The sequence below is a fragment of the Massilia sp. BAP21 genome, from assembly GCF_057801335.1.
The window spans coordinates 4,801,298-4,815,459 of record NZ_CM173596.1; the positions used below are offsets into that span (position 1 = coordinate 4,801,298).

Annotated in this window: 12 protein-coding genes; 7 read left to right on the forward strand and 5 right to left on the reverse strand. The window is 65.8% G+C overall.

Annotated features, from left to right (window positions below; all coding sequences use genetic code 11):
- The first annotated feature begins 17 nt into the window (after window positions 1–17).
- Window positions 18–1,670: a 3-(methylthio)propionyl-CoA ligase gene (locus ACWYRN_RS21170; protein ID WP_488689696.1), complete on the forward strand. Its 1,653-nt coding sequence runs from the start codon at window positions 18–20 to the stop codon at window positions 1,668–1,670.
- 33 nt (window positions 1,671–1,703) lie between these two features.
- Here ACWYRN_RS21170 and ACWYRN_RS21175 read toward each other — a convergent pair whose 3' ends face one another.
- Window positions 1,704–1,877, reverse strand: a complete 174-nt coding sequence (locus tag ACWYRN_RS21175) for a hypothetical protein (RefSeq protein WP_488689698.1) — start codon at window positions 1,875–1,877, stop codon at window positions 1,704–1,706.
- Between the two features lie 177 nt (window positions 1,878–2,054).
- Here ACWYRN_RS21175 and ACWYRN_RS21180 point away from each other — a divergent pair, with 177 nt between their 5' ends.
- Entirely contained in the window at window positions 2,055–3,563 is a 1,509-nt protein-coding gene (locus ACWYRN_RS21180) for a CYTH and CHAD domain-containing protein (RefSeq protein WP_488689699.1), read from the forward strand.
- A 25-nt stretch (window positions 3,564–3,588) separates the two neighbouring features.
- On the opposite strand, the gene ACWYRN_RS21185 is transcribed toward ACWYRN_RS21180, so the two are convergent.
- From ACWYRN_RS21185 to arfB, 3 genes are all read right to left on the reverse strand, one after another.
- Window positions 3,589–4,311 carry a MarC family protein gene (locus ACWYRN_RS21185; protein WP_488689700.1) on the reverse strand — a complete coding sequence of 241 codons (723 nt, stop codon included), beginning with the start codon at window positions 4,309–4,311 and terminating at the stop codon, window positions 3,589–3,591.
- A 584-nt stretch (window positions 4,312–4,895) separates the two neighbouring features.
- A complete protein-coding gene (locus ACWYRN_RS21190; RefSeq protein WP_488689701.1) occupies window positions 4,896–5,660 on the reverse strand; it encodes a hypothetical protein in 765 nt (254 codons plus the stop codon).
- 9 nt (window positions 5,661–5,669) lie between these two features.
- Window positions 5,670–6,068, reverse strand: a complete 399-nt coding sequence (arfB, locus tag ACWYRN_RS21195) for an alternative ribosome rescue aminoacyl-tRNA hydrolase ArfB (protein WP_488689702.1) — start codon at window positions 6,066–6,068, stop codon at window positions 5,670–5,672.
- Window positions 6,069–6,252: 184 nt separating this feature from the next.
- On the opposite strand from arfB, the gene ACWYRN_RS21200 reads away from it, so the two are divergent.
- The 3 genes from ACWYRN_RS21200 (at window position 6,253) to ACWYRN_RS21210 (ending at window position 10,343) form a co-directional block, all read left to right on the forward strand.
- Window positions 6,253–8,340, forward strand: coding sequence for a 3-hydroxyacyl-CoA dehydrogenase NAD-binding domain-containing protein (locus ACWYRN_RS21200; protein ID WP_488689704.1), 2,088 nt, complete (start codon window positions 6,253–6,255; stop codon window positions 8,338–8,340).
- A gap of 159 nt (window positions 8,341–8,499) precedes the next feature.
- On the forward strand, window positions 8,500–9,723 hold the full coding sequence (locus tag ACWYRN_RS21205) for an MFS transporter (protein WP_488689705.1): 1,224 nt from the start codon (window positions 8,500–8,502) through the stop codon (window positions 9,721–9,723).
- Window positions 9,720–10,343, forward strand: coding sequence for a helix-turn-helix transcriptional regulator (locus ACWYRN_RS21210; protein WP_488689706.1), 624 nt, complete (start codon window positions 9,720–9,722; stop codon window positions 10,341–10,343). The genes ACWYRN_RS21205 and ACWYRN_RS21210 overlap by 4 nt, the downstream gene beginning before the upstream one ends.
- A 225-nt stretch (window positions 10,344–10,568) precedes the next feature.
- Here the strand turns inward: ACWYRN_RS21210 and ACWYRN_RS21215 are convergent, their stop codons facing one another.
- Window positions 10,569–12,269 (reverse strand): MFS transporter, encoded by a 1,701-nt coding sequence (locus ACWYRN_RS21215; RefSeq protein WP_488689707.1) that lies wholly within the window; start codon window positions 12,267–12,269, stop codon window positions 10,569–10,571.
- Between the two features lie 329 nt (window positions 12,270–12,598).
- On the opposite strand from ACWYRN_RS21215, the gene ACWYRN_RS21220 reads away from it, so the two are divergent.
- Both ACWYRN_RS21220 and ACWYRN_RS21225 read left to right on the forward strand, forming a co-directional pair.
- On the forward strand, window positions 12,599–13,777 hold the full coding sequence (locus ACWYRN_RS21220) for an acetyl-CoA C-acyltransferase (protein WP_488689709.1): 1,179 nt from the start codon (window positions 12,599–12,601) through the stop codon (window positions 13,775–13,777).
- 43 nt (window positions 13,778–13,820) lie between these two features.
- Window positions 13,821–14,123, forward strand: coding sequence for a Dabb family protein (locus ACWYRN_RS21225; RefSeq protein WP_488689710.1), 303 nt, complete (start codon window positions 13,821–13,823; stop codon window positions 14,121–14,123).
- Window positions 14,124–14,162: the final 39 nt, after the last annotated feature.

A 14,162-nucleotide genomic window follows, 5' to 3' on the forward strand; every position in this document is an offset into this window, starting at 1 on the left:
ACCACAGGAGACATTCGATGACGCCGTACCCGAAGAGCCCGCTGATGGGCCAGATGATGGACCAGCCCCTGCTCATTTCGAGCATCATCGAGTTCGCAGCGCGCCACTACGGCGCCAACGAAATCGTATCGCGCCGCGTCGAAGGCGACATCCACCGCTACACCTACCGCGAATGCGAAGCGCGCGCCCGCCGCATGGCGCGTGCACTCACCGGCCTGGGCGTACAGATGGGCGACCGCGTCGCCACCCTGGCCTGGAACGGCTACCGCCACATGGAGCTGTACTACGCCGTGTCCGGCTCCGGCGCCGTGCTGCACACCATCAACCCGCGCCTGCATCCCGAGCAGATCGCCTACATCGTGAACCACGCCGAAGACCAGTACCTGTTCTTCGACCTGACCTTCCTGCCGCTGATCGAGGCGGTGGCGCCGCACTGCAAGACCGTGAAGTCCTTCATCCTGATGAGCGACCGCGCCCACATGCCGCAGGAAACGAAGATCCCGAGCCTGCTGTGCTACGAGGACATCATCGCGTCGAGCAGCGACGACTATGTATGGCCGCAGTTCGACGAAAACTCGGCCGCCTCGCTGTGCTACACCTCGGGCACGACCGGCAACCCGAAGGGCGCCCTGTACTCGCACCGCTCGACCCTGCTGCACGCGTACGCCTCGAGCATGCCGGGCGCGCTGAACGTGTCCTGCCTCGACACCGTGGTGCCGGTGGTACCGATGTTCCACGTGAATGCCTGGGGCTTGCCATACTCGGTGCCGCTGTCGGGCGCGAAGATGGTGTTCCCGGGCGCGGCGCTCGACGGCAAGTCGCTGTACGACTTGTTCGAGGCCGAGAAGGTGACCTTCTCGGCCGGCGTGCCGACCGTCTGGCTGGGCCTGATCAACCACGCGCTGCAGAACAACCTGCAATTCTCCACCTTCCGCCGCACCGTGATCGGCGGCTCGGCCTGCCCGCCGGCGATGATGGACACCCTGATCGACAAGCTCGACGTGCACGTGATCCACGGCTGGGGCATGACGGAAATGTCGCCGCTCGGCACCACCGGCGGCCTGCAGGCCAAGCACCGCGAACTGCCGAAGGAAGAGCAGCGCAAGATCCTGCAGAAGCAGGGCCACGCCATCTTCGGCGTCGACATGAAGATCGTCGACGACGAGGGCGAGGAACTGCCGTGGGACGGCGAGACCTATGGCCATCTGTACGTGAAGGGTCCGTGGATCGTGTCCGGTTACTTCCGCAACGAAGGGGGAGACGTGCTGAAGGATGGCTGGTTCCCGACCGGCGACGTGGCCACCATCGACGGCGACGGCTACATGCAGATCACCGACCGCAGCAAGGACGTCATCAAGTCTGGCGGAGAATGGATCGGCAGCATCGACTTGGAAAACATCGCCATGGCCCACCCGGCCGTGATGCAGGCGGCCTGCATCGGCGTGGTCCACCCGAAATGGGACGAGCGGCCTCTGCTGGTGGTGGTCAAGCGCCCCGGGCAGGAGGTCTCGCGCGAGGAACTGCTGGCTTTCTTCGAGGGCAAGGTGGCGAAGTGGTGGCTGCCGGACGACGTGGTGTTCACCGAGGCCTTGCCGATGGGCGCGACCGGCAAGATCCAGAAGAACCGGCTCCGTGACCAGTACCGGGAGCACAAGCTGCCGACGGCGTGAGCCTGGGGCGCCCCGCGCAGCGCGCGGGCGGCGTCAATCCAGCGCCGGGGGCTGGCCTTCCAGCAACTCTTTCTTGAGCACCTGCGCGATGACGCTGCCCTCGACGTCGCGCGCCTTCAGGAATTCGACGGCGCTCGGCGTGCCGGCATCGAGCTGGATGGCGCGCGCCGCTTCGACGGTTTGCGCGTCGAGTTCCAGTTGTTCCATCGGTTTTTCGTTCTCTGTTCCCACAATCGGCCTCATACAGGTTGGATAGCGCCAGTGTGACCGCCCATTATGACCACCGCATTACGGCGTCACCAATAGTCGCTGCCAGGCGATGACCGTCCGTGCGCCTCATCCGTGTCGCCTGTGCTCTAGTAGAGGCAAAGGAGGACACCCCGCATGGAAACCGAACTCACACTGAAAGTCCCGGCGGACGAGCTGGAACGGCTGCGCCGCCACCCGGTGCTGCACGAACGCGCGCTTGGCGAACCCGTCGAGCATCACCTGGTCGACACCTATTACGACACTCCCGAGCGGGCCTTGTGGCAGGCCGGCCTGACCCTGCGTGTGCGCGCCGACAACGGACGCTGGATCCAGACCGTGAAGACGGCCGGCGATGCCTCGGGCAGCCTGCACCGGCGCGGCGAGTGGGAATGCGCGCTGCCCGACGCCCAGCCGCGGCCCGACCTGGTCGCGCGCCAGGTCAAGCCGGCGGCGATGGCCGAACTGCTGCGTAGCGCCGCCATCGCTGCCGACCTGGCGCCGCTGTTCCAGAATACGACCCACCGCACCACCTGGCGCATCGCGCTGGAGGGCGGCCAGGAGCTCGAATGCGCACTCGACGCCGGCAGCATCGCCGCCGGCGCCCAGCAGGCGTCGATCGCCGAACTCGAGCTCGAACTGAAGGAGGGCGATCCGGCCCAGCTGTTCCGGCTGGCGCTGGACCTGCACCACGAGGTGCCGCTGCAGCTGGCCAGCGACAGCAAGGCCGCGCGCGGCTATGCGCTGCTCGACGCTGCCCCGCTGCGCGCCCACAAGGCGGCGCCGGTACGCCTGCGCGCCAGGATGACGCTGGAACAGGCCTTTGTCGCCATCGGCGCGAATTGCCTGGCGCAGCTGGAGTCGAATGTGCCGGGCGTGCTGAAGCGCGACGTGGAAAGCCTGCACCAGATGCGCGTGGGCCTGCGCCGCCTGCGCGCCCTGGTCGACATGTTCGACGAGCTGGTGCAGCCGCCGGCCGCGGTGCGCGAGGGACTTGACTGGCTGGCCGGGGAACTCGGCGCAGCGCGCGACTGGGACGTATTGGCCGGCTCCACGCTGGAGCGCATCGACGGGCTGGACCCGGCGGCCCTGCGCCAGGCGGCCCAGGCCAAGGCCGAGGCGCATCACCGCCAGCTGGCCCAGACCCTGCGCGCCCCGCGTTTCACCGGGGTGCTGCTGCAGGTGGGAGGCTGGCTGCACGGGCGCGCATGGCGTGCAGGCGATGCCCTGGCGAAGGATTCGCCGCTGGCGGCGCCGGCCGGGCGCGGCATGCGGCCGCTGCTGCGCAAGGCGGAAAAGCGGCTCGACAAGCGCATCGACGGCCTGGATACGGCGGACGCGCATGCGCGCCATCGCACCCGTATCGCGGCCAAGAAGGCGCGCTATGCGGCGGAATTTTTCCAGGATTTGCTGCCGGTCAAGCGCGTGAAGCCGTATGTCGGGCGCTTGTCCAAGCTGCAGGACAAGCTGGGTATGCTGAACGATTACGCAGTGGCCGACCGCTTGCTGGATGCGCTGAAGGGCAGCAATGCGCAGGTGGCGCGCCAGGCGGCGTATGCGCGTGGCTACCTGGCGGCGAGCACGGCGGCGCGCAGCAACCGGCTGGGCAAGGCGCTTGCTTCAGTGGCGGGCCGGCGGGTCACCTGACAGCGGCAAGACTCATTGCCACAGCTCATCGCCACAGTGCGGCCGTGTGGATGGTCGTGGGCTGCGAGGAGATCGCCATGATCTCCAGCAGCAGTTCGCGCACACCATCCCAGACGATCTGCACGCCCAGGCAGAGCAGGATGAACGCGGTCAGCCGCAGGAAGACCGCGGTTCCCGCTTCGCCGATCAGGCGCAGGAAATGCTCGCCGTAGCGGAACGCCAGGTAGAGCAGCACCCCGATCAGGGCCAGCGCCAGCAGCGCCGCTCCCATGCGCGCCGCCGACATCACGAGCTCGACGTCATGCAGGGTGACCCCCACCGTGATGGCGACCGAGATCGACGCCGGGCCACAGCTGATCGGGAACGTCAGCGGATAAAAGGCCTGGCGGTGCGCGTGGTCGAGCGTGTAGGCCTCGGCCAGGGCCGCGCGGCTGTCCTGCGTTTGGGGTGTGGCGCCGAGCAGCCGCCATGCGACCGAAGCCAGTATCAGGCCGCCGCCGATACGCACGATCGGCAGCGAAATGCCGAAGAAGTCGAGCACGTAGGAACCGATGAGCATCGATCCCGTCATCAGCCAGAACATGTTGCGCGCGATGCGGCTGGCGAGCAGGATGCGTGTGGCGGGCGACGCGCCTTCGGTCATGCTCAGGAAGATCGGCGCGGTGGCGGCTGGATTAAGGATGGGCAGCATCGTCACCAGGACGAACAGGAAGCTCCTGGCAGCGGCGAGCATGAGATCGACTGTCATGGGATACGGATGACGTCTGCCGCGCGCGCGGCGCCGTCATGCACGCAAACGGCGCCACCCGGCAGAACGGATGGGAAAGACCTCAATCTACAGGAAGTGGCGCCATGGCGAACACACTGCTGCGCGGGATGGCATCCATGCGCGCAAGGACGGAGCGATGCGTCTTGCTTCCATGCCCCCATCCGGCTGGACGAAGGCACGTCCGGAGCCGCTCCGATCCTGCGTCAGGTCATCGACAGGGACGAGGAAGCCGGCGGCGTTCCTGTTGACGAAAATGATCCGGGGAGGCCAGCACCCTGAGTGCGACAGACCTCGGCACGCCGCCTTCTTCCAGGAACTGCAGGGCTGGGTGCAGCCCTTGCTCCGAGCATAATCGGATCCCCGCATCGACCTGGCGCGCGGTTTCCGTATCAGTACGAATGTCGTTTTTACTTTGCGATACCATGCGTCCCTCCGTTGCACAAAACTTACCAGATGCAACAGCCAACTTAAAGTAATTTATCAAGTATGTTGCGTAAATACTTGAACATCATAAAATACTTGAAAAAATGGAACTTGCATGGCAGGCGAGGGAATCGACTCTGTCAGCTGGAGCGCCCCGACGGCAACACGTGCCGGAACGTCGGTTCGATGTTCATCGCATGCAGGTGGCGCACGATGTCTTCCAGGCTGGCGTCCTTCAGCAGCAGACCGTCCGGCGTGGCGCTGGGCGACGCAGGGTGCGCCGGCGCCAGGCTGCCTTCGGATGCCGCCGCACCGGCCCCGCGCGACTGCAGGCGTTCCAGCGCCGCGCCGAAACGCGCCGCATCGATGCTCTCCAGGCCTTCCAGGAACGCAGCCTGGGCCGCTTGCGGCGGCGCGATCTCCAGCCCGGGTTCGCCGATAAAGGAGGCGCCCATGCCGGGATTGATGAAAGGGGTCCAGCGCCCGCTGTCGCGGTTCAGGCAAGGTGGCAGCTCGACCGGCGCGCCCAGGCTGGGCTCGACTTCCGGAAAATAAGCCTGGCGCAGCAGTTCGACGAACTGGCCAGCCTCCAGCGAAGGCAGCGGGGTGGCCAGCGACAGCCACAGACAGAAGCCTTCCTGGCTGGCGATGCTCACGGCCGGCGCCGGCAGGTCGAGTTCTTCCTGCAGGGCGTTCGCCACCTCGCACAGCAGGGCCCAGTGGCGGCCTTCGTCGGCCTTCGGAATCCGGTGGAAGGGAATCGCGATCGTGCGGGTCAGGCCGTCGACGGTGGTGATGTCGGGCGGCAGGGTCTGCTGGCCGAGGATATGGGCTTGCAGCGCCTCTTCGGTGACGACGCCTTGCGGCAGGTAGAGCCGCATCAGTTCCTGGATAAGCTTGAGCATGGGTTCCTTTCAGTCTGTAACTTTGCGGCGCAGCGCCTTGACCTGGCTGCTGCGCGTCTTGCCGTCGAGGCGGCGCAGTTGCGAGCCGCGCGTCGGCCGGGTCGGGCGGCGCACGGTCGGCACCTCGGCCGCGGCGTCGACCAGCGCCTGCAGGCGCCGCAGCGCGTCTTCCTTGTTCTGCTCCAGGCTGCGCGATTGCTGGGCTTTGAGCACCAGCACGCCGTCTTGCGAGAGGCGGCTGTCGTGCAGCGCCAGCAGGCGCAGTTTGACGGCTTCGGGCAGCGAAGAGGCCCGGATATCGAAGCGCGCATGGACGGCGCAGGACACCTTGTTGACGTTCTGGCCGCCTGGGCCCTGGGCACGGATGGCGCTGAATTCGACCTCGCCGGGATCGATCAAGGGGGTCATGTGGGGTGGCGGTTCGGGACGGTCATGGCTCGCATGATAACGGCTGGCCGGGTCCGGGCGCCACTATCCAGGGTGAATAGGCTGTCGAAGAAATAAGACGACCGTACTTTTTTGCGCTATAGTTGCCGGAGCAGTTCAAGCGCAGTGCGACCAACAAAGTGGGACTACTACAAAAGGAAGAGACATGAGTGCAGACTACGTCGTTCACGGCAGCGTTGCCGTCATTACCCTGAACAATCCGCCGGTCAATGGCCTGGGCTTCGAGACGCGCACGGCTGCCGTTGCCGCCCTGCGCCGCGCCGAAAGCGACGCCGCCGTGAAGGCGGTCGTGATCACCGGCGCCGGCAAGGTGTTTTCGGGCGGGGCGGACATCCGCGAATTCAATTCGCCGAAAGCGCTGGCCGAACCGAACCTGCACACCCTGATCGCCACCGCCGAGAACCTGGAAAAGCCCGTTGTCGCCGCGATCCACGGCGTCTGCATGGGCGGCGGCCTCGAACTGTCGCTCGGCTGTCATTACCGCGTGGCGCTGCCGGGCGCCCAGGTCGGCCTGCCGGAAGTGAAGATCGGCCTGGTGCCGGGCGCCGGCGGCACCCAGCGCCTGCCGCGCGTGGTCGGCCTGGAGCTGGGCCTGAACATGATCGTCTCGGGTAACCCGGTGCTGTCGGAAAAGCTGGCGGAAACGAAGCTGTTCGACCGCGTGTTCGATGCCGGCGCCGACCTGGTCGCGGCCAGCGTCGACTTCGCGAACAGCATCGCGGATGTGCGTCCGCTGCCGAAGGTGCGCGACCTGAAGATCGACTATCCGAATGCCGAGGCCTTCTTGCAGTTCTCGCGCAATACCGTGAAAGCCATGGCCGGCCCGTTCCCGGCGCCGCTCGAATGCGTGGAGTGCGTGGCGGCGGCGGTGACGAAGAAGATCGAGGACGGCCTGGCATTCGAGCGCGAGCGCTTCTTCGCCCTGGCCCAGACCGACGAATCGAAGGCGCTGCGCCATGCCTTCTTTGCCGAACGCGCCGCCAGCAAGGTGCCGGACGTGCCAGGCGATACGCCGACCCGCGAGATTGCGCGCGCCGCCGTGATCGGCGCCGGTACCATGGGCGGCGGCATCGCCATGAACTTCGCGAACGCCGGTATCCCGGTCACCATCCTGGAAACGAAGCAGGAAGCGCTGGACAAGGGCCTGGCGACCATCCGCAAGAACTACGAGAACACGGTCAAGAAGGGCAAGCTGGCGCCGGAGAAGGCCAAGCAGCGCGTCGGGTTGATCACCGGCACGCTGGCCTACGAGGACATCGCCGGGGCCGATATCGTGGTGGAGGCCGTGTTCGAGGACATGGAGGTCAAGGCCCAGGTCTTCCGCAAGCTCGACGAAGTCATGAAGCCGGGTGCGATCCTGGCCTCGAACACCTCGACGCTGGACCTCGACAAGATTGCCGCGTTCACGAAGCGTCCGCAGGACGTGATCGGCCTGCACTTCTTCAGCCCGGCCAACGTGATGAAGCTGCTGGAAATCGTGCGCGGCGCGCAGACCGGCAAGGACGTGCTGGCCACCGCGCTGGCGCTGTCGAAAAAGATCCGCAAGACCGGCGTGGTGTCGGGCGTGTGCGACGGCTTCATCGGCAACCGCATGGTCGAGCAGTACCTGCGCCAGGCCTTCTTCCTGCTGGAAGAAGGTGCGCTGCCGGAGCAGGTGGACAAGGCGATCGAGAAGTTCGGCTTCGCGATGGGGCCGTTCCGCATGAGCGACCTGGCCGGCAACGACATCGGCTGGTACATCCGCAAGCGCCGCTATGCCGAGTCGCCGGAACTGGTGTATTCGCCGATCCCGGACCGCCTGTGCGAGGCGGGACGCTTCGGCCAGAAGACCGGCGCCGGCTGGTACGACTACCAGGCGGGCGACCGCAAGCCGCATCCTTCGCCGCTGGTGAACGACATGATCACGAACTATGCGCAGGAAGCCGGTATCGAGCGGCGCGCGATTTCCGACGCCGAGATCGTGCAGCGCCTGGTGTTTGCGCTGGCGAACGAAGGCGCGCGCATCCTGGAAGAAGGCATTGCCCTGCGCGCCTCCGATATCGACATGGTCTACCTCACCGGCTACGGCTTCCCGCTGCACCGCGGCGGACCGATGCTGTATGCGGACACGGTGGGCCTGACCAACGTGCTGGACACGATCCGCAAGTTTGCACGCGGACGCCACGGCGAAGCGTGGCAGCCGGCGCCGCTGCTGGAGCGCCTGGCAAGCGAAGGCAAGGGTTTTAACGGCTGAGCCTGATTTAGTCGCTTGCACTGCCTGGTACGCAACTGAGCCGACAAACGCCGCTGGATTTCAGCGGCGTTTTTTTGTCGGGCGAATAAATAAACAAATCCGTTTACTTATAGCTGGCTCAGGCATACGATGTTGGTATTGCAACGTCTATTCAATTCCATGAAGACCGTGCTCCTGATCGCCAGCGCCTGTCTGCTGGGTTTACTGTCCACCACCGGCGCCTCGCTGCCTTACCCGATCCTGCCGCCGCTGTTTGCCGGCGGCAGCGCCAATGCGCTGACGAATTTCCTGGGCTTGCCGCCGAAACTGTTGTTCGGCATCGCGCTGATGATCAATCCGCTCGGCCTGCTGATCGGCAGCGCCATGCTGGGGCCGGTGTCGGACCGCTTCGGCCGGCGCCGCCTGCTGTTGATCACGGCGATCGGCGCCGCCATCGGCCACGGGCTCACCGCGATGGCGCTGCTGGCCCAATCCTACCCGCTGTTCCTGCTGGCGCGCTTCGTCACCGGCCTTCTGGAAGGAAATGGCTCGATTCTGCGCGCGATGCTGGCCGAACGCCTGAGCGGTGGGCTGCGCAACCATGCGCTGTCGTGGCTGAACGGTGCCTTCAACCTCGGCTGGTTGGTGGGGCCATTGCTGGCCGGGCTCACGGTCGGCGCCGGGATCACGCTGCCGTTCTACATCGCCGCCGCTGCGTTGTTGCTGGGCGCGGGCCTGGCGGCGCTGGCGCTGGAACGCGAACCGGTCGGCCAGGAACATGCGGCGCAGGCCGGGAGCTGGTGGACGGTGGCGCGCGAGCGGCATGCGCTGACCCTGCTGCGTCATGCCCCGCTGCGCACCCTGTTTACGGTGCACTTTGCCTATGCTTGCGGCGTGGCGGCCTTTTACGAGTTCTTTCCCTTGTGGCTGGTGGACGTCGGGCGCTACGACACGCGCCAGATCGCTTTCGTGAACATGGGCATGTGCGCGCTGATGACCTGTGCCGCCCTGTTCGCGGGGCGCGCCAGTGCGCTCGAGCCGCGCCGGCGCGCGAGCGGCCAGGCGGCGCTGGCGGCAGCGGCGATCCTGGCGGTGGGATTTGGCAGCCTGTGGGTCGGGCTGGCGGGCATTGTCCTGTTCGGCTTGCCGCATGCGTATTACAACGCCACGCTGCAGGGCTGGTCGGCCGACCAGTTTGCCGCGCACGGGCAAGGTGCCGTGATGGGCCTGCTATCCACCACATTCTGCCTGGCAAATATCGTGATGGCGCTGGCGGGTGGCGTGCTGGCCCTGGTCGACACACGGCTGGTGCTGATCGTCGGCGGTTTGCTGGCGGCGTGGGCCGCGCTGGCGCTGCGCCAATGGAGCGGGCGTCGCCTTGAATTGACCGTGGAGACGAAATGAATACCTTCGACCAGGTGTTGATGATGTTGAAGACGCGCGGCGCGCAGACGGCGCAGGCGCTGGCCGGACTGCTCGGGATGACGGCGATGGGCGTGCGGCGCCAGCTCGAGCTTGGCGTCGACAAGGGGCTGGTGACCTATCACGACAGTCCGGGCAAGGTCGGGCGGCCGGTGCGGCGCTGGCAGCTGAGCGATGCGGGGCATGCGCGTTTTCCCGACCGGCATGCCGAGGTGACGTTGGACTTGATCGACGGTGTGCGGACCCTGTTTGGGGAAAGCGGGCTGGAGAAGCTGATCGTGGCGCGGGAAGCGGCTAGCGAGCAGGTTTACCGGGCGCAGGTCGACCCGGGTGGGACCCTGGACCAGCAGGTGGCGGCGCTGGCGGCGGCGCGCTCGCTCGAGGGTTACATGGCGGAGGTCGAGCCGCGCGTGGATGGGAGTGTGCTGCTGCTGGAGAACCACTGCCCGATCTGCGCGGCGGCCCAGGCGTGCCAGCAGTTTTGCCGCTCGGAGCTGGAGGTGTTCCGGCGCGTGCTGGGGCCAAGCGTGTCGGTGGTGCGGATCGAGCATCAGTTGGAGGGGGCGAGGCGGTGTGCTTACCTGGTCAGCCAGGTGGGGTGATACGAAATCTCTGGCATTGATGTTGGCCGTGTCCTGAGCGGGAGCTGGCGGGCGACACGTTACGGCCGCGGGCCACTCGGTGGCGTGCGTACCGCGTGGGCACGGGGTGCCCACCGTACGGGCGACGTCGGAGACTGCCGGTGGGCAGGGTGGCCTGGACGCGGTTAGGCGAAAAAAATGCCGCTGTTTCCAGCGGCATTTTGCTTTTGACGGAGCGGATAGAACTCAGTCGGCGGCGTAGATGTTGTTGTCCTTGGTCTCGCGAACGAACAGGGCACCGATCACGACGGTGATTAGGGCGATGATGATCGGGTACCAGAGCCCGTAGTAGATGTTGCCGTTGGCGGCCACCAGGGCGAACGAGATCGTGGGCAGCAGGCCGCCGAACCAGCCGTTACCGATGTGGTAAGGCAGGGACATCGAGCTGTAGCGGATGCGGGTCGGGAACATTTCAACCAGCATGGCGGCGATCGGGCCGTAGACCATGGTCACGTACAGCACCAGGATGAACAGCAGCAGCACGACCATCGGCTTGTTGATCTGGTTCGGATCGGCCTTGTCCGGATAGCCGGCCGTTTTCAGGGCGCCGGTGATTTCCTTTTTAAAGGCGTCTTCGCGGGCCTTGCTGTCGGTATCGAAGTTCAGGCCGTCGGCGGTCATGTTGGCGTTAAAGGACTGGAAGACCTTGTCGCCGACCTTGATGGTGGCCACGGTGCCGGCCGGCGCGTCGACGGTCGTGTAGTTGACCGAGGCGTTGGTCAGCACGCGGGTGGCGATGTCGCAGGAAGCCGGGAATTTGCGGGTGCCGCTCGGGTCGACCTGGAAGTTGCACGATGCCGGGTCGGCGACGACGACGACCGGCGCCGAGTTGATGGCTTGTTCCAGGGCCGGGTTGCCGTAGTGGGTGATGGCCTTGAAGATCGGGAAGTAGGTGGCCGCGGCGATGACGCAGCCGCCGAGGATGATCCACTTGCGGCCGATCTTGTCCGACAGCGCGCCGAAGACCAGGAAGAACGGGGTGGCCAGCAGCAGCGCGATGGCGATCAGGATATTCGCGGTCGGGCCGTCGATCTTCAGGGTTTGCGTCAGGAAGAACAGGGCGTAGAACTGGCCGGTGTACCAGACCACGGCCTGGCCCATCGTCAGGCCGACCAGGGCCAGGATGACGATCTTCGCGTTTTTCCATTGCAGGAAGGCTTCCGACAGCGGACGCTTCGAGGTCTTGCCCTCGGCCTTCATCTTGGCGAATGCCGGCGACTCGTTCATCGACATACGGATCCAGACCGAGATGCCCAGCAGCAGGACGGAGAGCAGGAAGGGAATGCGCCAGCCCCAGGCCAGGAATTCTTCTTCGCCGACGGCGGTACGGGTGCCGAGGATGACCAGCAGCGACAGGAACAGGCCCATGGTCGCGGTGGTCTGGATCCAGGCGGTAAAGGCGCCGCGCTTGCCTTCAGGCGCGTGCTCGGCCACGTAGGTGGCCGCGCCGCCGTATTCGCCGCCGAGTGCCAGGCCTTGCAGGATGCGCAGGGTGACCAGGATGATTGGCGCCGCGATGCCGATCGAGGCGTGGCCCGGCAGCAGGCCGACGAGGAAGGTCGAGCCGCCCATGATGAGGATGGTGACCAGGAAGGTGTACTTGCGGCCGATCATGTCGCCGAGGCGGCCGAACACGAGCGCGCCGAAAGGACGCACGATGAAGCCGGCGGCAAAGGTGAGCAGGGCGAAGATGAAGGAGGTGGTCGGGTCGCCGAGGAAGAACTGCTTGCCGATGATGGCGGCAAGCGAACCGTAGAGGTAGAAGTCGTACCATTCGAAAACGGTGCCAAGCGAAGACGCAAAGATCACCTTGCGTTCTTCCTTGGTCATTCCCTGGGAGGAAGGCACTGCCTTGCCGCCAGCGGTCATGCCGGGTGTGATAGCCATGTTGTTGTCTCCGTGTAGTAATAAAGTCTGCGACTAGCCGATACTTGGTCAGCTGAACGGAGTGTGGACCGCCAAACTTACGTCATGCTTGCTCCAAACTTACTGCAAACTTACTAAGGTTTGACGGGGCCGCTTGACCTTGCCACGGCCATGCCGCCTCGGCCGGCGCGGCCCCGGCTTCCCACTATCCCGTACTGAACATTCGACCGCGTTTCGCCCCGCGAAATCCCGGCTGCATATGATGAGGCGCAAGCCTTGATATTTGCGAACGACCGTACTTATCTGTGCTATTCTGGTTTGATCGAATACCAACAACCAGGGAGACCAGAATGCAAGACGCCGTCATCGTTTCGACCGCCCGCACCGGCTTGGCCAAGTCGTGGAAAGGGGCTTTCAACATGACCCATGGGGCCAGCCTCGGCGGCCACGTGCTGGCCGCCGCCATCGCGCGCGCCGGCATCGAGGCCGGCGAGGTCGAGGACGTGATCATGGGCTGCGCCAATCCCGAAGGCGCCACCGGCGGCAACATCGCACGCCAGATCGCGCTGCGCGCCGGCTGCCCGGTGACGGTGCCGGGCATGACCGTCAACCGCTTCTGCTCCTCGGGCCTGCAGACGATTGCGCTGGCGGCCCAGCGCGTGCTGGCCGGCGAAGGCGAGATTTTCGCGGCCGGCGGCGTCGAGTCGATCTCCTGCGTGCAGCAGGAAATGAATACCCACATGCAGCGCGACCCCGCGCTGCGCGCGCAGAAACCGGAAATCTACTGGTCGATGCTGCAGACCGCCGAGATGGTGGCCAAGCGCTACGGCATTGCGAAGGAGCGCCAGGACGTCTATGGCGTGCAGAGCCAGCTGCGCGCGGCCGCCGCCCAGCGCGAAGGCCGCTTCGACGCGGAGATCGTGCCGATGACGACCGTGATGGGCGTGGCCGACAAGGCTTCGGGCCGCCTGCTCACGCGCGAAGTGACGATCGGCGCCGACGAAGGCATCCGCGCCGATACCACGCTCGAGGGCGTGGCGAAGATCCGCACCGCGCTGCCGGGTGGCGTGGTCACCGCGGGCAATGCCAGCCAGTTCTCCGACGGCGCCTCGGTCTCGATCGTGATGAGCCGGCGCATGGCCGAAGCGAAGGGGCTGGCGCCGCTCGGCGTGTTCCGCGGCTTTGCGGTGGCCGGCTGCGAGCCGGACGAGATGGGCATCGGCCCGGTGTATGCGGTGCCGAAGCTGCTGCAAAAGGCGGGCCTGACGGTGGACGACATCGGCCTGTGGGAACTGAACGAGGCCTTTGCCGTGCAGGTGCTGTATTGCGCCGATACGCTCGGCATTCCGATGGAGCGCCTGAACGTGAACGGCGGCGCGATTGCGGTCGGCCACCCGTACGGCGTGTCCGGCGCGCGCCTGGTCGGCCATGCGCTGATCGAGGGCAAGCGGCGCGGCGTGAAGTACGTCGTGGTGACGATGTGCATCGGCGGTGGCCAGGGCGCGGCGGGGCTGTTCGAGGTGCTGTGACACGTAAAACCTTGCAAACTCAACACAAAGATTCGAGAAAGATATGATTCGACACATCGTGATGTGGAAGCTCAAGGCGCAGGCCGAGGGCGCCGACCGGCTGAGCAATGCCCGGGAAATGAAACGCCGCCTGGACGAGTGCGCGGCCATCGTGCCGGGCATCCTGCAATTCGAGGTGGCGCTGGCCCAGCCGGGGCTGGAAGCCACCTATGACGTGATCCTGAACTCGGCCTTCGAGAGCCGCGACGCCCTCGACGCTTACGCCAACCACCCCACGCACAAGGCGCTGATGCCTTTCTTCAAGGCGGTGCGCGACGAGCGCCAGTGCATGGATTACGAAGTCTGAACGCAACAAACCGCAACAAACCGCAACAAACCAATAACA